Genomic DNA, 19,592 nt, shown 5'->3' with positions numbered 1-19,592 from the left:
AGCGTATTTCGCAATACCGTGCAGCCGGCGGATGCCTTCGCGCATCGCCCTGCACGGTCTTTCAATTTTCATTGGGAGAAGATCGATCATGTTTCCAGCGGCTCGCAAAGGCGATGCGATCGGACATGGCGGTTCGATCGCTGGGGGTTCCCCGACGGTCTTCATCAATCAAATGCCTGCGGCGCTCGTCGGTATGAGTTCTGCCGTTTGCACACTGCACCCGGGCTCGCAAGCTGTGGTCGCGGGTTCGGGCACGGTATTGATCAACAACGTGCCGGCGGCATTGGTTGGCGGCCAGGTTTCGTGTGGCGCGGTGTGTTCCGCTGGCTCGCCAGACGTGCGCATCGGTTCATGATGACGATGGTGGCCACGTGACGACGGGACTCGCGGGAATCGGCGGCGAGCTGCTCAGCCTGCCCGGCGTCGTATTGCCCGTCGCCTGTGTCGGACCGTTGCTCGATCGCTGTGAGCGGCTCGGCGACCTGGTCGACCGCTTTCGGATACGCCGTGCGCTGTCTGGCATTCTGTGCGGCTCGGTCGATGTGATCAGCGGCGGCAAAATCTGCCTGCCTGCCGACGAAACCGACTTCAGGCTGCGAGGCCGCCTTCCGCTCGGATGGTCGCGTTGCTATTCGAGCGCGCAGCACGCGCTCGGACTGCTCGGCGTCGGCTGGCGCACGAACTGGGAAGTCACGCTGCACAAGCGCGACGATCAACTGCTCTATACCGACGAATACGGCAGCACGCTCAGCGTGCCGTTTCCCGAGCCGGGGACGCAGGTGATTGCGTCGGCTGCGCAATTGCACATCGCGCATCTGAGCGACGGACGCTTCGTCGTTGCGGATCTGACGCCGCACTACCGCGTGTTCGGCGATTTCGACGCGAACGGAATCGCACGGCTCAAATACGTCGAGGATCTGCGTCAGCAGCGGATCGGCCTGATCTGGGACCCAGACGGGCGCTTGCTGCGCATGCGTGGGACCTGCGGCCACGAACTGCGCATGCACTATGAAGCGCGGATGGGACCGCGTTTGAGCGCTGTCGAGTGTGTCGACGGCGGTCCCACCGGCGCGCTGGTCCAGTATGGCTACAGCCAGCATGGCGAACTCACCGAGGTGCGCAACCGGGTCGGGGAAATCGTGCGTCGCTTTGCATACCGCGATGGGCGGATCGTCGAAGACGCAGACGCGCTCGGCATGGCGACACGCTACGTATGGCAGACGATCGGCGGCGCCGCGCGCGTGGTTCGACGAGTTACGTCGGAAGGCGCGCGTGATCGCTTCGCCTACGACTTCGATAGTCAGATCAGTGAGGTCAGCGATGTCTTCGGCAACGCGGCGCATTGGCAGTACGACGACCACGGCCGCGTGCTGTCGCACACCGACTTCGACGGACGACGCTACCGGTTCGGCTACGACGCCGCCGTCGCGCCGGTCACACTGCAACTGCCCGGCGAGCGGGAGGTTCGCATCGAATACGATGCGCTCGGACGCGTCGCGTGCGAGACGGACCCGCAGGGCGCCACCCGCTCGACGCAGTATGCGTTTGCGTCACGCGAGCCCGTGTCGGTCGCGTTGAGCGATGGCCGTGCGTGGACGTGGGCACGCAACGATCGCCTGCAGCCGTTGCACTATCAAACCCCGTCGGGAGAATTCACGCGTTTCGAATATGGCGACGCTGGCGATGTCGTACGCTCGGCTGATGCGCACGGAGGCGCCACCACCTTCGCGCATAACGCGTGGGGACAGGTGACATGTCGCACTGGAGTCGGCGGGAGCACGACACGCTACGAGTACGACGTCAACGGTTACGTCGTCAGCCTGACCGACGCGCTCGACGGCGTCACGCGAATCGAGCGCGATGGCCTCGGCCGGCCGTTGACCATCACACGTCCGGACGGACAGGCCGAGCGTCATGAGTGGAATGCGGCTGGCAAGCGCACGTCGTTCGTTGGCCCGAGTGGCCGAAGCCGGCACTGGCATCGAGACCGGCGAGGCAACGTCGTACGCGCGGTCGACGAAGAAGGTCACGTGATCGTGCGTCGGTACGATGCGCATGGGCGCCCGGTTCGAATCGAAAGCGCGAACGGCGCGGTGCAGGTGCTTCGGTGGAATGCGAGCAGTTGCCTGTCGATCGCGGACGCCGATGGCGTGCAACGCAGCTTCGACTATGCGGCTAGCGGGCAGGTCCGTTGTCTCACGTGGAAGGCGGGCGAGCAACAGCGTTGCGAAACGTTCGACTACGACCGTGCGGGCCGGCTGATCCAGCGCGAAACCCCGCATAGCCGCTATATGTACCACTACGGACCGGGCGGATTGCTCGACTGCGTGATCCGCGAGCCGACACCGGAGGGAGGGCTACTCGGTATTGGAGCGGATGAGATCCGCTTCGAACACGACGCCGGCGGACGTCTGATCGCCGAGCACGGCGCAAACGGCACACTGCGTTACACCTACGACGCCGCTGGCCGCATTGTCGCGACTCAGCTGCCGCAGGGGCAGGAGCTGCGTACGCGCCGCTTCGAAACCGGCGACATCGCGTTCATCGAACTGGGCGAACGGCAGATTGCGCGCTTCTGGTATGACGCGATGAGGCGTCCGGTTGCGCGCACGCAAGGTCGCTTGCGTACGCATACGGGCTTTTCGCCGCTCGGCTTGCCGGTGTGGTGGCGCTCGGTGACGGGGCACGACGTGGATACGCCGGGCTCCGCGACAGAACCTCTCATCGAATTGTGGCGCGAAGTCGATTACAGTCCCGCTGACCTGATCGTCAGGACGGGCGGCGAGCGCGACGGTCAGATGTGGTACGACTACGACCGGCGTGGGTGTCTGTTGCGCTCGGTCTCGGAGAACGGGGACATCGAGTATTTCACGTGGGACGCCGCCGGCAATCTGCTCGATACGCCTGGCGGCAGCTGGTTCCCGGCCGTGTATCCGGACCACCGGTTACGGGAATGCCGCGGACATCGTTACGACTACGATGTGTGGGGACAATTGGTGCGTAGAAGTGGCCGCGACCATACGCTATCGCTTGATTGGGATGCGGAGGGGCGCATCATCGCCGCGCATCGCCAGGGCTATACCGTGCGCTATCAGTACGACGCAATCGGTCGGCGTATCGCCAAGCGTATCGAATCCACTGCGCCACGGCGCATGCAGCAGCTATCGATGCCGGAGCGCGACGAGGTCACGCGCTATGTATGGCAAGGACACAGACTGATCCAGCAGCGCCGCGCGATGGAACTGCGCACCTACCTGTATCAACCCGAACCCGACGGCTCAACCGGCTTCGCGCCGCTCGCTTGCGTGGACCAGGCCCTCACCGATGATGGTGCGATCAAAAGCACGCAGGTCTATCACTATCACACGGACGTCGCCGGTACGGCCGTCGCGCTCACGGACGAGACTGGCCGGGTGGTATGGCGTGGGCGTTATCGTGCGTGGGGCAGTCTCGTGACGCCGGAGTGGCAAAGCAGCGACGCGTTTGCGCAGCCACTTCGCTATGCCGGCCAATACGCCGACGATGAAACCATGCTGTATTACAACGGTGCGCGTTTTTATGATCCTCATGCGGGCCGCTACATCAGCCCCGATCGCAACGGCGAACCCGGAGGCAGTCCGTACCGCTACGCGCCGAATCCGCTGACGTGGTGCAATCCTCTCGGCCGCGCGACGCCGGAGGCGTCTCCGTGCGTCGTCGTCGCGGACGCATCATGCATCGCTGGCGCGTCTGACCCGGCTCAATACGTTGCCGGCGTCGTCGAACAACTCCACGACGTAGCTGGCTGGGACCCGGCCAAGTTCTGATTCGAAAGTCACATGAAAATCGAGCCAATCGTTTTTCCGGCATCGGGACAGACCGCTGGCGTCGACGGTTTCGCGGCGTAGTTCCGTCTCGCCGTTGTCGTAGATCACGACGGCAACCGACGTTGCGGCTAGCAACGCGTGCTCGACGCCGGGCATGCTCACATGCCTGTCGAATCCATTCCGATGTACGCACACGCGGACGTCGTTTGCGCGTAGCAGAGAGGCCTGCCATGTCGCTTCGTCGGGACGCTGAGAGCCCGGGGTGGGTGGATCGTCGTTCAATACCGACTGTTGGACTCCGCGCCACTTGAAGCTGATGCCCGCGTAGGCCTCGTAATCGGCGAGCGTGCGTTCGGCCCCGAGTCCATACTTGCCGAACTCGGCGTCAGCCAGCGTTTGTCCGTCGATACCGAGCAGCGCACGATTGCGCTGCAATGAGCGCTCGTTGCGCTCGTGCCAAGGCTCGCCGATCTCACCCCGTTCCTTGGCCTCGTGACTGTGGTCGTTCCACATCTTGACGCGATATGAACGCAGATATTCGTGCCACCCGATCAGCCTGTGCGGACTGTACAGGTCATAGCCGTGCGTGAACGCTCGGACCGCAAGCGAGATCTCCTCGCCGTGAAAGAAATAGTCGGGATCGTGCTGAACCACTTCGGCAAAGTGGCCGTCGGCAAATGCGAAGTGTGCGCTGAAGAAGCGCGAACGGACCGGGCGAATGCGCGTTCTCCAGTCGGAAAGTGTTTTCGAGCGGAACAGGACGACCCCTTCCTTCGAAAACCTCGCATAGGCCAATATCCTCGGCTCGTCGCTCGATCGAGCATCGTCGTTTTCGGGGTCGTACATCGGAAGGTAAGCGGTCAAAACCGGTTTGGGGCTTTCATCGCGTAGCGACTCCAGCATCTCGATTGCGAGCGTGTCCCAACCGTCGACGAAGCGGTGGTGCGAGTCGAGTTGCAGTGTGTAGCGCTCGCCACCGTATCGCTGCTGGACCAGATTGCGGGCCCAGCATGCGCCCTGCGTCATCATGTGGGGGACGTCGATCAATTCGATCTTCGCTTCACGATGACTGAGATGGTGAACGGTCCAGTTGCCGGTCTGCTCGGCTCGCCAATCGCCTAAGCCCTGCTGCCAGAACTGGATCATCGTTTCGTTGTGCGCATGCTGCCAGCAAACGATGATCCTCAGCAGATTCGGCCTGCCGGCTTTGTCGATCAAATCCAGCAGGGTAGGGACCAACTGCGGGTCGCGATAGCTCGCGATTTGCACGAAGATCGAGTTCGGCGGTGCGACGGGTATCTCGGTCATGCTAGTTGCTTCTAGTAGACGTTTGCCGTTGATAGTCGGTTTAAAGAATGGTCATCGTGACTGTTGCGGTTGCCTGGATCTTGCCGGCGGTTGGTGTCGCTGTGCCGACGCGCAGCACGGTCGCCTCTAGTGCGAACGGCGATTGCATCGCGCCCTGCGGGGTGTGGACGAGGGTGCTCGACGGATCGTTGGGCCGGAAAACTATTTTGCTTGCAACGTCCCGCAAACGAATCGCGAGATGCGTCGCGCCGGTGTTCTTCAGCATGCTGCTATCTTCGGTATCGGGGGTTCCGGAAAGTGCAGCGGTGATCGAAGCCGGTGGCGTGGGGCCGGTGCAGAGCACCGTAAAGTCGACTGGCCGGGTCGGCCCGCTTGTCGTCGATACATCGCTCGGGCCGAACGTGCCGAAATCGATGTTCAGTGTGCTGGTATTGACCGAGCAACTTGGAAGAACCTTGACGTTGATGCTGCCGCCTGTGATCGTCACGACCTGACGGCCGTCACCCTGGGCGACACCGGCTCCGATGGTGCTGAGCATCACGTTGACGTTGCTTGCAATGTCGCCCGTTTTGACCAGTTCGATCTCGAATTGCGAGCCGATGCCGAAGCGGCCATAGATAACCTGATTGGGTTCGCCTGCGGCAAAGGAAGGCGTAAACGGGAGAGGCGAATTCACGCCGGTCGCGCGAAGATAGGTCAAACGAAAGCCGATTCCTGGGACGTTGGTGTTATAGACGATACCCCCAGCTACAACGGACGGCGTTGCGTTGGAATAGTGTATGGATACTGTGCCTCCGTTGGTGCAATCCGCGAAGTTCGCATAGGTAGCGTAAGCCGGCGAGACGCCGGTGGCGATCACCGAGCCGACCGGCAACGCCGGGTCGATCGATACCGACTTTCCCGGAACGGTACGTTGACCAGTATGGTCTGTCCCGCGAGGTAGCCTTGAGACAGCAGTTCGGAAACTTGCGCAGGCTTCAACTGGGTGCAGATCGCGAACGCGAAATGGGGCATCGCGAAGCAAACCAGGATAAAAAATTGGACGAGTCTTTTCATTGGAGGATGTTGGTTGACCGGCGGACCGTAGGGGCCGACAGCGGAGAAATTGCGCAGATGCGCGCACGTTGCCTCAACCGTCGAACTCATCCCATTTAGCGAGTAAATCGGCGGGAATGATATGGGCGAGTTCTGAAAACCGTTTGCCCACCATTCGCTCCGACTGGCGCAGCAAGACAATGACCGGACTGCTCGGTTCGTTTTGCTCGAACCACATGCGTGTCCCCTGAATGGCTGCGAGCGCGTTCCAGCGATCCATTGGACACGGCGCGGTGATTGGCGGATCGGCCGGCGCGTCGGACCGCGGTAGCGTTGCCGCAGCGACGCTAGCCGGCGCCGGTCCATGCGCAGTGTCGTTGTCCTGTTCATTGACGGCTCGAGCGGGCACGGGCGTCGGCCCGGATGCGCCGCCACCGTCCAACCGATGCTGCGCGAATGGCTGCAGTGCTCGGGACAACGAGCCGAGATCGGGCGCATCGACGCCGAGCGTCTCATCGCACCAAGCGGCGATGCGCTGCGTCAGACACTGCGCTTCGACCAATGCGGCAAGCGCCGCGTCGCGTCGGCCCCACCATTCCTTTAGCAAGCGGGCGACGGATTCAGGAGCGAGCGCGTCCTTCTGGCGCGGCGTCGCGAACGATTTTTCGATGTCGCGCAAATGCAGTTGCAGCCCGGCCGCCCTTGGCATCGGGATGTCGCGCGCATCGGCCAGCATGCCATCCGGTTCGACGAGTCCGCCGATCGCGTTGGCGAACATCGCCGGGTCTCGTTCGCCTTCGAACACCGGCAGCGGGTGGAGCGCTTCGCCATGGCATTCGAGCATCGCCATCAGCAAAGCCAGGCCATCGCGCAGGCCGGCCGCGCCGTCGAGCCGGGTTTGACAACGCAGCAGGATCACCGCGAGGCGGATGTCTTTCGTGCGCAGCAGCAGCGCGCGGCAATCGCGTTCGATGTCGGCCCAATTGGCCGTTGGCGGCACGTCGACGAAGTCGCCGTACTGCGCTTCGGCGCGTGGGGCCGCGGCCGCCTGCAGCATCACGAAAGCCGGATCGTATTCGAGATCGGGACCGCAAGGCGCGTGCGCCGACACCGGTTCGAGCAGATCGGCGTAGCGCAGCACGACGGCGGGAGTGTGGGCGTTCATGCGAAGGAACTCCGGGGTCGGTCGTTGTACTGTTCAGGTTCGAAAATCATGCCGACGACCGGAAGGTCGTCGACGGAATCACCGAGCCACGTCGAGTAGCCGAGTCTCTGCGACGTGCCGATGCAGGTGGGTGGCGCCGCGCGCGGGTTGACGAGCAGCTTGACCTCCCACGCGTATTCATGGCCGACGAAGGCCCGCACCCATTCGACGAACGTCGGCAAGTCCTCGCCGTGCGGCGTGAGGCGCAGATACTGATCGAGGTCGAGCGGACCCACGACGAGCCGGAACTTGTGTTGCCGGTCGGGGATGGCCTCGCCGAGCTGCGCGCATTCACCGATGATCGCCGCGGGCCCCGGCACGCCGAGCCTCGTATGTTCCGATGCGCACAGATGGATCCAGTGCGGCACGAACTCTTCGATGGTCATCGGAACACCGAAGTAATGCGAGAGCGTCGCCTCGATGCCGTGCGGCGTTCGCGCCTCGCGCACGAGGTGCGCCGCCGCGCTGTAACGCGAATGCGTGGGCAGACAGGAATGCTTCGCCTCGGCCGGGTCGACGCCGATCAGACTGGCGACGTAGAACGAAAACGTTTCGTCGCCGGCACGGTCGAGCGACGCGGTGGCTTGCCCCGATGCCCACGCGCGATAAAACTGTGACAGTGCGCGGTGATGGAACAGATCGACGATGCCGACGAGCGCATGATCCTGGTAGCTTTCCACACGACTGTGCGCCAGTTCGGTCATATGCAGCGGCAGCGGCCCCTGCGGCCCCCACAGGCCGAGCCCGAACAGCCGCACGTCGAGGCGACCGTCTCGCGTGCCGAGCGACGCGATTTCGCGCGGCGCAAAGGCCAATGTGGGCTGCTGACCGATCCGGAACGGCTCTTCTCGCGGCAGGCTCGCGGTGCCCGGCAACGGCATCAGCGGGTCGCGCGCGGCGATCGCGCGCAGCAGGCTCAGGAAACCGGACTGCCACGGCGTGTCGGGATCGAACCACGCGTCGAGCGATTGCGGATCGAGCGATGATCGCGTCGGTGCGACGGCGCTCGCCAATGTCCCGTCCATGCTCATACCGCTCCGCGTCCGCCCATGCGCGGCCGCCATTGGGTGATCAGGCCGCGTTGCATCGAACGAAGTTCGGTTTCGGAGAACACGTTGATCGAAACGTGGCGCGCGAGGTAATGCTCGAGCACGAGGCCGAACAGATACGGGCTGATGCCTGAGAAGCCGGTTTCATCGACCGTCAGTTCGCAGCGCACGCCACGCCCATAGACGAGCAGTCCGTCGCCCGGCAAGCGACGCACCACCGGTTCGGTGCGAGCACCGACCAATGCCTCGATTTGCCGTGCCTGTTCGCGCTCGCCTGGCGCGATGAAGAGGCCGAGCATGTTGCGCAGCGCCTGGCCGCCGTCGCCGTGGTCGAGGTCGGCGAGCGGCATGTAGTTGAAGCTCAGCTGCCGGATCAGACGCCACGCCGTTTCGCCGCTCGCGTACGGCGCGCGCGGCGCGCTCGGTGCATGCACGAGGCGCACGCCTTCGATCGGCACGGAATCGGACATCGTGAGGTCGGTTTTGCCGTCACGCGGAATCAGGCGCGGCAGGTCACGGTTCGTGACCCACGCCTCGACCGACAGATAGCGGATGTCGTCGGCGTACGGCGCCTCCGCCTGATCGACGAGCGACACGTAGACCTCGGTGCCGATATACGGCGTGCGGGTGCCGTACCTGCGTGCATTGGCCGACAGCGCGCGCTGCTCACGACGCACCGAAAAATAGCGGCCGTGGTTGCCCACATCGCTATGCAGCGTCTGATAAAACGGATTGAATTCGACTTCGAGCGATGTTTGCGCCCGCTGACCGAATACGCGCGACACCGAAAAAATCTCATAGTCGAGCGGCCGGGTGCGGTCGGCGAGCAGATGAAAATCGGTTTGCGCGCGATTGATTTCCACGCGATCAGTGCGCTTTCGAAACAGGTTGATGACCGGCGTGCAGAACAGCAGGAAACGCGCTGCGTCCACGTGCGCGGCCAGCTCTTCCGGCAGACGGTCGAGCAGCAGCACGATCTCCGCTTCCTTGCTGTCCACGCGCGCGAGACCGGCCGCGAGCTGCGTCAGCGCGAAGAAATAGAAGCGCTGGCGGCATGCGAAGTATTCCTGCAGCAGATTGTGGCCGTGAAATGTATTCCAGGTAAGCGGCAGCAGGCACTGCTCCGCTTGCAGACCTTCGAATTCGACCGAGGTTTTCGCGACCACGTGCCCTTCGTCGCGCGACGCACCATACGCGCGCACGACCGAAGCGACGCTACCGGCATGGATCAGCTCGAACAGGTGCGAAGCGATCCGTTCGTCACCACCGATGTAGATGGGCAGCCGGTCGAAGTTCGTCATCTGGCTGAACTTCACTTCGCCGGTTGTGCGCAGGCGCAGCCGCAACGCGCCGCGCAATTGCACGTGCGGCAACAGATGGCGATCGGTGTCGGGGATATCCGGTGGCACGGCGGTGAGCCGGGCTTCAACGATCTCGATAGGCCATAGCGTGACGTCCTGGCTGCTGCGGAATTCGCATGCGGTTTGCTCGCCTGGCGGGATTGCCGAGCGCAGCATGCTATGCCGGGGCACTTTCAGCCCTTTCGTGAAATCGCCTTCACGCAGGCTCGGACGCAACTGCGCGACGGCGATCGCCGGCGTCGGCGCGACGTAATTCGGATAGACCACTTCGAGCAGGCGCTGCGTAAACCGCGGAAACTCGGCGTCGAGTTTGATCTGTGTGCGAGCCGACATGAAGCAGAATGCCTCGATGAGCCGCTCCACATACGGGTCGGCGACGTCGATGCCCTCCATGCCAAGGCGGCGCGCGATCTTCGGGTGCTGCGCGGCGAACTCGCCGGCCATTTCCCGCATGTACGTCAGTTCGCGGCTGTAGTAGTCGAGGAATTGCGGGTCCATGTCAATTTCCCCTGCCGGTGTCCGCGTCGAACGTGACGTGATTCGTTTCGATGTCGAAAGCGCTCTGGATGCGAAATTCCAAGGGATAGGGCGACCAGCGCATGAGGCCGTGAATCTCGAACACGAGCTGGTTGTAGCGTACCGGGTTCTCGCTATTGAGCGGCCGGATGCGCAGCGACTCGGGAATCAGACGTGGCTCGAAGCGCACGATTGCGTTACGGACCATCTTCTCGACGGTCTCCCAGTTGCGACTGGCGAGGTAGCTTCCGGACAACGCGGGGATGCCGTAATTGACGACCGATTCGGCTAGCATCGGGTAGCGCGCGATGTCCATTTCGTCGTCCAGGTTCGTCGTGTTGAGCAGCAGGCTCAGATCACGCTGGATGATGCGGCGCATGCCTTCGCTGTTCGGCGCATAGGCCTCGGGCCGCTCGCTGCGCCGTGCGGGCGCATCGTCGAGCAGGCGGTCGATCAGCGACGGCATATAGGCTTGCCGGTGCCGCGCGTCGGACCTGGTCATACGTGCTCGTCGTGATTGAACCGGCATTCGCCGATGTCGAGCAAGCCGACGTCGCCCTTGTCGGTGCTCCAGGTTTTCTGGCCGAGCGCGATCACGCCCGTTTCTCCAACGTCTTTCCAGGTAGTTTCGCGCGCGAGCCGGGTGGCAGCGGAGCCAGTTTCCGAGCCGGGATAGCGCACCGGCAGATAGCCGCGCAGGACAGTCGCGTCGCGTAGGCCCACGACGGCCGAGCGCCAGACGAGGTCGGTCAACGCGGTGACCGGACCGAGCGTCAGCGATTTCATCGAGTCGAACGGCACCCAGCGATAACCGCCCGCGACGGTCAGCTCACACACAGGACCCAGCCGGCTGTCGCTATCGGTGAGCCACTCGAATTGGCCGATCTGCGTGCTTTCGCCGCGAGTGGCCGGCGCGGCGTTCAACGCGGCGCCGCGCAGTTCGTCGGCGGCGGCGAGGTTGCCTTCGCCGAACTCGAGATTGGCTTGCAGCAGCGATTTCACCCACTCGGGCAGCGGCTCGATCTCGCCCGGCGTGCGCTGACCCGCGAACACCTCGGCGCGGAACATCTCGCTGCGGATCAGCCCGCGATACATCTGGGCGCGCGACGCACCTTCCGGCTCGAGCGTGGCCCACGTCTGCAACTGCTGTAGCGCGCGGTTCCATTCGCCGTCGAGGCACAACAGCTCGAACAGCAGCCAGCGTTCGCGCAGGTTCGACGGATGCTTGCGCACGTTGTCGATGGTTTGCTGCTTCAGTTCGCCGTAGGTTTGCGCGTCGAGCAGGCTGCTAAGGGTTGGAGTATCCGACTTGGGCAGGTCAGCGGTTATTTTCATCTGAAAATGCAGGCTCTTCGTATTCGATCGATTCAGGCATGGCCATGTGGCTGTCCATGCTCACCAGGTGATGCTCTTCGCGTGCGAGCAGCGCGGTCCTGCTCGCACGGTGTGCGGGAATTCCGCGCGGCGCGAGCAGTGCGAGGATCTCGTGCGTTTGGTCCGCCTCGAAAACCTGCTCGGCACCGAACGAGTCAAGATCATCGAGCAGGGTGTCGATGTTCTTCCCCTTCGTCAGCAGGTCGAACACGGATGTTTCCATTTGCGACGGATCGACAAGTTCGGCGAATGGATCGGGAGATGACCCGATGATCGGCTCGCTCTGAGCTTCGGCCGACGCCTTGGGCTCGGGCGCGTTCCCGCTTTTCTGGTTCAGCAGCGCGTCACGGTATTCGAGCGTGAGCGCGGCGAGCGGGTCCGCTTCATCGATGTCGGCTGCCAGAAGCTTTGCCATGCCGTCGTGTCCGCCGTGTTCTGCTGGATGCGGTTCGCGCCGCGACGGCAGCGGATCGTCATCGTTCTCGTCGGCTAGTGCGATCAGGTCGCCGAAGTCATCCGGTTTCGTGAGCACGGGCTCGATCCGGGCCGCGGGCGAATTCGCGCTCGACGGTGGTGTCGGGACAGAGTCTTCAGGCGCGTTCGCTTTTTCGAGATGCGGGTTCATCAACAAATCGGGCATAGGCTGAAAGTCGGGATGCGCGTTCGGAACAGCGTCAGACGAACACGCCGCGCCGGCGCGACCGTTTCGCGAAACGGCGCGAACGAGCGCGAGAGACTGGATGGTTCGTGCGAACGTCCTGAGCGCACTCGCTTCGAAAGGCGAATGGTCCCAGCGAGCGTGATATCCCGTCATGGCTTGGCCGGTATGCAATGGCGAATCAGATCCGACTGTAAAGCGCGCATTGTTAAAGGACTCTCCCGACGCAGAAATAAAAGGAACACCAACTAAAACTGCGGGCTGGCATCCGGCAGATGTGAATGCTACTTCGCGCACCTCGAGCGGAATATGGGCGACGGCCCAAATACAAGTAGCGATCGACCGGCTATCCTTTGTCGCTCGATCAGTGTGGCCAGCACGCTTTTTCGGACACCTGCTCGCGGAATGCCGGATGCCACGGCAGAGCCACGCCTCTTCGCAACAAATATCTTTACCTGCAACTTCATCATGTCCATTTCACGCCACGCGTTGTTCGGCAAGCTCGGTGCGACGCTTTTCAGGAGCATCGAATCCGCTACGGCGTTTTCCAAGCTGCGCGGCAACCCGTATATCGAACTGGTGCACTGGCTGCACCAACTGCTCGCGCAGTCCGATAGCGATCTGCACCGCATCGTCAGACACTGCGGCATCAGCCGCGAGCTGCTCGAGCGCGACCTGCAGAGGGCACTTGCCGCGCTGCCGTCCGGCGCGAGCGCGCTCACGGATTTTTCGCATCATGTCGAGATGGCAATCGAGCGCGCGTGGATCGTCGCGACGCTGGCATTCGGCGACGGGCGGATTCGCGGTGCATGGCTGATGGCGGCGCTGGTCGAGACGCCGGAATTGCGGCGCTTGCTGCTGGCCATTTCGCCGGAGTTCGGCAAGATTGGCGTCGACGGCCTTCACGATGCGTTGCCGGCGTGGATCGACGGTTCCCCCGAAGAGAAGGACACCCCGTACGACCAGAGCGACTTTTCGTCCGCGGTGCCGGGCGAGGCGTCCGGTGCGCTCGCAGCATCGGCGAAGGGCGCGGCACTGGCGCAGTTTTGCGCGGATCTGACCGCACGCGCGCGCGCCGGTGAAATCGATCCGGTGGTTGGCCGCGAAGTCGAGATTCGCACGATGATCGACGTGCTGGTGCGGCGGCGTCAAAATAATCCGCTTCTGACCGGCGACGCCGGGGTTGGCAAGACGGCGGTCGTCGAAGGGCTCGCGCGCGCGATCGCGGCGGGCGAAGTTCCGCCGAAACTCGCCGACGTGCGGCTGTTGAGCCTCGACGTGGGTGCGCTGCTTGCCGGCGCGAGCATGAAGGGCGAATTCGAGGCCAGGCTGAAGTCGGTACTCGAGGAGGCGGCGAAGTCGGCGACGCCGGTCGTGCTGTTCGTCGACGAGATTCACACGCTGATCGGCGCAGGCGGTCAGGCCGGCACCGGCGACGCGGCAAACCTGCTCAAACCGGCGCTCGCCCGCGGCACGTTGCGCACGATCGGCGCGACGACGTGGGCCGAGTACAAGCGGCACATCGAGAAAGACCCGGCGCTCACGCGGCGCTTTCAGGTGCTGCAGATCGCCGAGCCCGACGAGCCGTGCGCGATCGATATGGTCCGCGGACTCGCGCGCACGCTCGCGAGCCATCATGGAGTCGTACTTCTCGACGAAGCGATTCGCGCAGCCGTGACACTGTCGCATCGCTATATTCCGTCGCGTCAGTTGCCGGACAAGGCGATCAGCCTGCTCGACACCGCCTGCGCGCGCGTCGCGCTATCGCAGCACGCGCCACCGCGCGAATTGCAGCGAATTCGCGAGCGGTTGCAAGCCGCGCGCGTCGAAGCCGGGCTGCTCGGTAACGAGGTGCGTATCGGGCTTGGCAGCGAGACCGAGCTGGCCGACGTCAACGCGGCCATCGCAACGCTCGAGTTCGAGGAACGTGTTGTCGAAGCCGCCTGGCAGACCCAGTCGGAGGCGGCGAAGGCGCTCGCTGGCGCACGCGAGGCCGTGAGCGCGCGAGCCGCAGAAGGCGGCCCTGAGCCCGACGCGCGCGATAGCGCGGCGAGCGAGCTGCAGACGTTGCGCGAACTGGAGCGGACGTTATCGAACCTGCAGGCGGATGCGCCATTCGTGTTTCCGGAAGTCGGCGAAGCGATCGTCGCCGACATCGTCTCCGACTGGACCGGTATTCCCGTCGGACGCATGCTCACCGACGAGGTCAGCGCCGTTCAGAGGCTGCCCGCCACGCTGGCGGCGCGCGTGATCGGCCAGCACGACGCGTTGCAGCAGATCGGCGAACGCGTGCAGACGGCGCGCGCCGGGCTCGCGGACCCGCGTAAGCCACTCGGCGTCTTCCTTCTCGCGGGACCGTCCGGCGTCGGCAAGACGGAGACCGCGCTCGCGTTGGCGGAGGCGCTCTACGGCGGCGAGCAGAATCTCATCACGATCAACATGAGCGAATACCAGGAGGCGCATACGGTCTCGGGACTCAAGGGCGCGCCGCCGGGCTACGTCGGCTACGGCGAGGGCGGCGTGCTGACCGAAGCGGTGCGCCGACGTCCGTACTCGGTCGTGCTGCTCGACGAGATTGAAAAGGCGCACGGCGACGTGCACGAAATGTTCTACCAGGTGCTGGACAAGGGCTACATGGAAGACGGCGATGGTCGCTATATCGATTTCCGCAATACGACCATCCTGATGACCAGCAATGTCGGCGCCGATCTGAGCGCGAGCCTATGCGCGGACGAAATGCTTGCGCCGGATTTTGACGGTCTGCGTTCCGCGCTTGCGACAGAATTGCTGAAGGCGTTTCCGGCCGCCTTCCTCGGGCGCGTGACGCTGGTGCCGTATCGTCCACTGGGCTCGGATTCGCTCCCGCGGATCGTGCGTTTGCATCTCGATCGAGTCGTTCGGCGCGTCGCGGGCAACAACGGCATCGCGCTGAGTTATGCGTCGGAGGTGGTCGACTACATCGTCGGGCGCTGCCTCGTGCAGGGGACCGGTGCGCGTCTTTTGATCGGCTTTATCGAACAGCACGTGCTGCCGCGCCTCGCACGGCAGTGGCTCGATGCATTTGCAGCGAAAAGCGCGCTCACGCATATGACGATCGAGGTGACCGATCCGGCTGCGGCGCCTGCTGACGCGTTCGTGGTCCGGGCTAGCTAGCCGCTGACGCATGCTCCGGGCTTATTCAGGTTTGTTGACGAAAATGAACGGCGGCGGGCCATTCAATCGATGCATCTCGCAAACATTTTTTTTGGGCATTTTTTTTGCATAGCAATAGCGCTGGCATTTGACATCGTTTTCACATCATGCATGCCCAATGCCATGCGGCATGATCGCCAGATCGTCGGAAATCGCCAATCGAAGGGAATCCTTAAAAAGTACTCGCGCTACTTGATCGGAATAGTCTATAAAGACAAAAAGGTCCGCATCATGCGCATGTCTTTCATACAGTATGAATGCACGTGCCCACTCGGCATGCGGTCATGGTAGATTTTCAGCGCTGCCATGCTAATCGTATGCGCCATCCATAGCGGGCAACCATAGGTCGAAATCCGTTACGCCTTTCAATTGCAACCGGAATGACTGGAGAACAACAATGCTCTTCTTTAATGATGGTTTCACATTCCCGAATTTTCTGGCCGACGTTTTCTCCATCTTCATCTTTATCCTGTGGTTCTGGCTGTTGATCACGGTGTCGAGTGACCTGTTCCGCCGTCATGACGTGTCCGGATGGGGCAAGGTTCTGTGGGTAATTTTCCTGATCATCCTGCCGTATATCGGCATCTTCGCGTATCTGCTCACGCAACATCGCGGCATGGCGGAACGCGATCAGGCGCGGGCCAAGCAGGTGCGCGAAGATCTGCGCAATGTGGTGGGCTTCAGTGTCGCCGACGAAATCGAGAAGCTCGACAAGCTGAAAGCGTCCGGTTCCATTTCCGCGGACGAGCACTCGCGTCTGCGCGCGAAGCTCGTGCAGTAAGCGTCGGTTACCTGAGTGCAGCCATCGGCGAGCGGGCACACAGCCCGTGTCGCCTTGGCTTGTGCACGGTGAGGTTTTGCCGATCGACGCGCGATCGAACGTAACGGGAGGAACCATGCTTACCCGAGTCGCCCACGTTCGAAACGCTGTTGCGCGTACCGCACGCACGCCACTGGTTTTGCGCCGCGCCGCGCTCACGTGCCTGACGGCGTTGATGCTCGCGGCTTGCGCGCAACCGTGGCAGCAATTCCAGGCTGGCCAGGATCAAGCGGCGATCATCGCCCGCATGGGTCCGCCGCGCGAAACCTATGACCTGCCCGGAGGCGGCCGCCGGCTGATGTGGCCGACCCAGCCGATGGGCTCGACCACGGTCGCCGCCGACATCGACGCTTCAGGCAAGATCGTGAGCGTGCGGCAAGTGTTGCAGTTGAGCGAATTCAATCGCGCGGAAATCGGCAAATGGACGCGCGAGGATGTGCTGACCAATTTCGGCCGCCCCGTGCAGACGCAGTTTTTCCGGCTCTCGCAACGCGAAGTCTGGTCGTACCGCTACATCGAAAACAACATCAACCACATGCTGTTCAATTTCGCGTTCGACACCAATGGCGTGTTGCGCGCGACGCAGCGCTCGCCCGATCCATTGAGGGATCGCGATTGGCGACGATTCTGAACCGCGCTCTATAGCAACGACTCAATTGGCATGATCGACAGCATCCATACACCGAGCCGCGCGTACCACGTCGTGTTCGGTTCGGTGTTGTGGCGGGTTTCGACACCGTCGTTGGTTTCGATCCAGTACAACTTGCCGTTGGCGTCGAGATGCACTGCGTACGCGACTGTCGGCAGCAGCGCGAGAAATTTGCGATCGACCCGCGTCGCGAGATCGGGGCTGTCGATCACGAGGCCAAGCTCGGTATTCAGATGCGCGGAGCGCGGATCGAAGTTGAACGAACCGACGAAAACCCGCTGGGAATCGACGATGAAAGTTTTCGCATGCAAGCTCGATCCGGAACTGCCGAACGGCCCCGGCGACTGTTCTTTCTTCTGAGTGACGCCCGCCACGCGCCGCAATTCATACAGGTGCACGCCGTCTTGCAGCAACTCGACGCGCCGCCTGATATAGCCCGAGTGCACGGCGGCGACATCGGTCGCTTCGAGCGCGTTCGTCAACACGCGTACATCCACTCCCTGGGCGGCGAGGCCGCTCAGATACTGCGTGCCCGTATTCGCCGGCACGAAGTAGGGCGAGACGAGGTCGAGCGACTTCGTCGGCTGGCCCATCACTTCGCGTAGCTGGTGCGGAATCAGCGCTTCCGGCGGCGCGTCGTTCAGGCCTTTCGCGGGGTCGTCGCTGATCATCTTCGTTTTGGCCCAATCGAGCGGCAGCTTGTGATCGAGCAGGTTCTGCACGACGCGCGGACCGCGCAGCGCTTCCTTGTACTCCGCGGCGGCGGGGTCCTGTTCGATCGCCTGCGCATCACGCTCCAGCGTGGCCAGCTCATCGACGCTCTCGTGCGGCAGGATCTTGTCGACCGGATACGCCGACGCGCTGGCCCAGTAGCGGTCGAAATCGCGCGACACGTCGGCCGCGGCCGGTCCGATCGCGAGGACATCGAGGTCGGCGAACACGACGCCGTCGGTGGCATCGAAGTACTCGTCGCCGATGTTGCGGCCGCCGAGGATCGTCGCGGTGGCGTCGGCGGTCAGGGACTTGTTGTGCATGCGCCGATTGGCGCGCGAAAAGTCGGTTACGAAGCCAAGGAATTTCGGGCTGCGCACGACGAACGGGTTGAACAGGCGTACCTCGATGTTCGGATGTGAGTTGAGCGCCGAGAGTGTCGGGTCGAGCGCGGACGCGATGCCGAGATCGTCGAGCAGCAGGCGCACCCGCACGCCCCGGTCCGCCGCTTCGTGAATCTGTTCGAGCAGCAGCGTGCCGGTCAGATCGTCGCGCCAGATGTAGTACTGGATGTCGAGCGTGCGTTGCGCGGAACGGATCAGGTCCATGCGCGCGGCAAACGCAACATGCGCATCCGCGAGCGGATAAATGCCCGCGAGCCCCGCATGCGCGGCCAGCTCGGGCGCGACCGCGCGACCGAGATCCGTGGTGGCCGCGACCGCGGGAGATAATGCATGCGACTCCTTGCGGTCCTCGAGCGACGGTAACCGTGCGCAGCCGGCGAGCAGGCTTGCGCACAGAAGCGCGCACAGCGCGCCCTTCCATCGACGATGCGGGAACGACGGGCGGTATGTCTGCGCTTGCATGGAGTCCGGGTCTTCCTTTGGGTCGCGCGTTCTTGCACGCAGCTTGCATTGGTTGAGAAGAATACTATGAGCGCATGCCCATCGGTGCGCCGCCCGCCGCTCTTGTTGCGCCAGGCGCTTTGTCCGATGATACGGGCAGGCTGCGCGAATTCGAACGGGGGCCAACCCGGCCGCGCATCGGCCTCAAGAGGCGTAAAGGTCCGGTTCACGGCGCCTTCGAGCGTTTCGCCCCACTGTGGAGTCGAGCAACGTGAAGATCTCCCGCTTGCTGCTGGCTAGCGTGCTGCTTTTCGTGGCGGGCAGCGTGCTGCAGATGATATGGCCGCTCGCGCAGCCGGCCGCGTATCACCACTTCGCCGATCAGCGCTCGCTGGGGCCGCTGCAGCATGCGGCGGACGTGCTGTCGAACGTCGTCATTCTGATCGCCGGCGTGCTCTGTTTGCGCTGGGTCATGCGGCATGCGTCGAACCAGCCGGCGCAATTCCCCGGCATGGTCGTCGCCGCGGTCGGGCTGCTGTTCACCGCGTTCGGTTCCGCTTACTACCACATGGCGCCGAACGACGAGACGCTCGTCTGGGATCGCCTGCCGATGACGATCGTGTTCGCCGGCATCCTCGCGATGCTATGGACGTCGTGGAGCGGACAACGCGTCGGCTGGGCGCCGATGTTGATCATGGTGGTCGTGTCGCCCGCCACCGTCGGCTACTGGCTGGTGTTCAACAGCCTGTGGCCTTACGCGATTCTTCAGTTCGGCGGGCTCATGCTGATCGTCGGCATGACGCTCACGCGCAAGGTGGACGGCGTGATCGCATGGACGCTCGTGATCGTCTTCTACGGGGTCGCGAAAATTTTCGAAAGCCTCGATTGGCAGATATGGGAGCTCACGCATCACGTGATCGCCGGCCATGCGTTGAAGCATGTGTCGAGCGGTCTCGCCGGCGCGTCGATGATTCTGGTCGCGAACGCGGCGCCGCGCTCCGTTGCGGGCATCGTGCCGCGCCGGCCGGGCGGCATCGGGCATTCGGGTACGCCGCGTTGAAGCC

15 protein-coding genes are annotated in these 19,592 nt (G+C 63.3%); 6 read left to right on the top strand and 9 right to left on the bottom strand.

Annotation, left to right across the window (positions count from 1 at the left end; all coding sequences use genetic code 11):
- Positions 1-88: 88 nt before the first annotated feature.
- Entirely contained in the window at positions 89-355 is a 267-nt protein-coding gene (locus tag VSR82_RS20505; RefSeq protein WP_368582691.1) for a PAAR domain-containing protein, read from the top strand.
- 16 nt (positions 356-371) lie between these two features.
- On the top strand, positions 372-3,806 hold the full coding sequence (locus tag VSR82_RS20500) for an RHS repeat-associated core domain-containing protein (RefSeq protein ID WP_498858016.1): 3,435 nt from the start codon (positions 372-374) through the stop codon (positions 3,804-3,806).
- Here VSR82_RS20500 and VSR82_RS20495 read toward each other — a convergent pair.
- From VSR82_RS20495 to VSR82_RS20460, 8 genes are all read right to left on the bottom strand, one after another.
- A complete protein-coding gene (locus tag VSR82_RS20495) occupies positions 3,711-5,114 on the bottom strand; it encodes a GlcNAc-transferase family protein (protein WP_429463012.1) in 1,404 nt (467 codons plus the stop codon). The genes VSR82_RS20500 and VSR82_RS20495 overlap by 96 nt on opposite strands.
- A 40-nt stretch (positions 5,115-5,154) precedes the next feature.
- Positions 5,155-5,988, bottom strand: coding sequence for a fimbrial protein (locus VSR82_RS20490; protein WP_498858015.1), 834 nt, complete (start codon positions 5,986-5,988; stop codon positions 5,155-5,157).
- Positions 5,989-6,243: 255 nt separating this feature from the next.
- Positions 6,244-7,314, bottom strand: a complete 1,071-nt coding sequence (locus VSR82_RS20485; protein WP_498858014.1) for a type VI secretion system protein TssA — start codon at positions 7,312-7,314, stop codon at positions 6,244-6,246.
- The gene (gene tssG, locus VSR82_RS20480; protein ID WP_429463015.1) at positions 7,311-8,378 is read right to left on the bottom strand and encodes a type VI secretion system baseplate subunit TssG; all 1,068 of its coding nucleotides are present in this window, start codon (positions 8,376-8,378) and stop codon (positions 7,311-7,313) included. Before tssG ends, VSR82_RS20485 begins: the two co-directional genes overlap by 4 nt.
- A gap of 2 nt (positions 8,379-8,380) precedes the next feature.
- A complete protein-coding gene (gene tssF, locus VSR82_RS20475; protein ID WP_429463016.1) occupies positions 8,381-10,261 on the bottom strand; it encodes a type VI secretion system baseplate subunit TssF in 1,881 nt (626 codons plus the stop codon).
- Between the two features lies 1 nt (position 10,262).
- A complete protein-coding gene (tssE, locus tag VSR82_RS20470) occupies positions 10,263-10,781 on the bottom strand; it encodes a type VI secretion system baseplate subunit TssE (protein WP_368582591.1) in 519 nt (172 codons plus the stop codon).
- A complete protein-coding gene (locus tag VSR82_RS20465; protein ID WP_429463017.1) occupies positions 10,778-11,614 on the bottom strand; it encodes a type VI secretion system accessory protein TagJ in 837 nt (278 codons plus the stop codon). Before VSR82_RS20465 ends, tssE begins: the two co-directional genes overlap by 4 nt.
- Positions 11,598-12,608 (bottom strand): TagK domain-containing protein, encoded by a 1,011-nt coding sequence (locus VSR82_RS20460; RefSeq protein ID WP_429463018.1) that lies wholly within the window; start codon positions 12,606-12,608, stop codon positions 11,598-11,600. Before VSR82_RS20460 ends, VSR82_RS20465 begins: the two co-directional genes overlap by 17 nt.
- Positions 12,609-12,779: 171 nt before the next feature.
- On the opposite strand from VSR82_RS20460, the gene tssH reads away from it, so the two are divergent.
- The 3 genes from tssH to VSR82_RS20445 all read left to right on the top strand — a co-directional run bounded on the left by tssH (position 12,780) and on the right by VSR82_RS20445 (position 16,954).
- Positions 12,780-15,464, top strand: a complete 2,685-nt coding sequence (gene tssH, locus VSR82_RS20455) for a type VI secretion system ATPase TssH (protein WP_498858013.1) — start codon at positions 12,780-12,782, stop codon at positions 15,462-15,464.
- Between the two features lie 436 nt (positions 15,465-15,900).
- A complete protein-coding gene (locus VSR82_RS20450; protein ID WP_013093882.1) occupies positions 15,901-16,284 on the top strand; it encodes a PLDc N-terminal domain-containing protein in 384 nt (127 codons plus the stop codon).
- 115 nt (positions 16,285-16,399) lie between these two features.
- Positions 16,400-16,954, top strand: a complete 555-nt coding sequence (locus tag VSR82_RS20445; RefSeq protein ID WP_429463020.1) for a hypothetical protein — start codon at positions 16,400-16,402, stop codon at positions 16,952-16,954.
- A gap of 8 nt (positions 16,955-16,962) precedes the next feature.
- Here VSR82_RS20445 and VSR82_RS20440 read toward each other — a convergent pair whose 3' ends face one another.
- Positions 16,963-18,549: a phospholipase D family protein gene (locus VSR82_RS20440; protein ID WP_429463021.1), complete on the bottom strand. Its 1,587-nt coding sequence runs from the start codon at positions 18,547-18,549 to the stop codon at positions 16,963-16,965.
- A gap of 250 nt (positions 18,550-18,799) precedes the next feature.
- Between VSR82_RS20440 and VSR82_RS20435 the strand changes: the two genes are divergently transcribed.
- The gene (locus tag VSR82_RS20435) at positions 18,800-19,588 is read left to right on the top strand and encodes a hypothetical protein (RefSeq protein ID WP_368582585.1); all 789 of its coding nucleotides are present in this window, start codon (positions 18,800-18,802) and stop codon (positions 19,586-19,588) included.
- Positions 19,589-19,592: the final 4 nt, after the last annotated feature.

Origin of the sequence: Burkholderia sp. JPY481 (assembly GCF_038900515.1) — a bacterium.
GTDB lineage: Bacteria > Pseudomonadota > Gammaproteobacteria > Burkholderiales > Burkholderiaceae > Paraburkholderia > Paraburkholderia youngii.
The sequence above is the reverse complement of the archived record's forward strand: the minus strand, read 5'-3'. Positions and strand labels throughout refer to the sequence as shown.

What these genes read in the sequence shown, in the direction of transcription:
- VSR82_RS20505 (WP_368582691.1), top strand. Translation starts at nt 89, where the DNA reads ATGTTTCCAGCGGCTCGCAAAGGCGATGCGATCGGACATGGCGGTTCG.
- VSR82_RS20495 (WP_429463012.1), bottom strand. Translation starts at nt 5,114, where the DNA reads ATGACCGAGATACCCGTCGCACCGCCGAACTCGATCTTCGTGCAAATC.
- VSR82_RS20485 (WP_498858014.1), bottom strand. Translation starts at nt 7,314, where the DNA reads ATGAACGCCCACACTCCCGCCGTCGTGCTGCGCTACGCCGATCTGCTC.
- tssG (WP_429463015.1), bottom strand. Translation starts at nt 8,378, where the DNA reads ATGGACGGGACATTGGCGAGCGCCGTCGCACCGACGCGATCATCGCTC.
- tssF (WP_429463016.1), bottom strand. Translation starts at nt 10,261, where the DNA reads ATGGACCCGCAATTCCTCGACTACTACAGCCGCGAACTGACGTACATG.
- tssE (WP_368582591.1), bottom strand. Translation starts at nt 10,781, where the DNA reads ATGACCAGGTCCGACGCGCGGCACCGGCAAGCCTATATGCCGTCGCTG.
- VSR82_RS20465 (WP_429463017.1), bottom strand. Translation starts at nt 11,614, where the DNA reads ATGAAAATAACCGCTGACCTGCCCAAGTCGGATACTCCAACCCTTAGC.
- tssH (WP_498858013.1), top strand. Translation starts at nt 12,780, where the DNA reads ATGTCCATTTCACGCCACGCGTTGTTCGGCAAGCTCGGTGCGACGCTT.
- VSR82_RS20450 (WP_013093882.1), top strand. Translation starts at nt 15,901, where the DNA reads ATGCTCTTCTTTAATGATGGTTTCACATTCCCGAATTTTCTGGCCGAC.
- VSR82_RS20445 (WP_429463020.1), top strand. Translation starts at nt 16,400, where the DNA reads ATGCTTACCCGAGTCGCCCACGTTCGAAACGCTGTTGCGCGTACCGCA.
- VSR82_RS20440 (WP_429463021.1), bottom strand. Translation starts at nt 18,549, where the DNA reads ATGCAAGCGCAGACATACCGCCCGTCGTTCCCGCATCGTCGATGGAAG.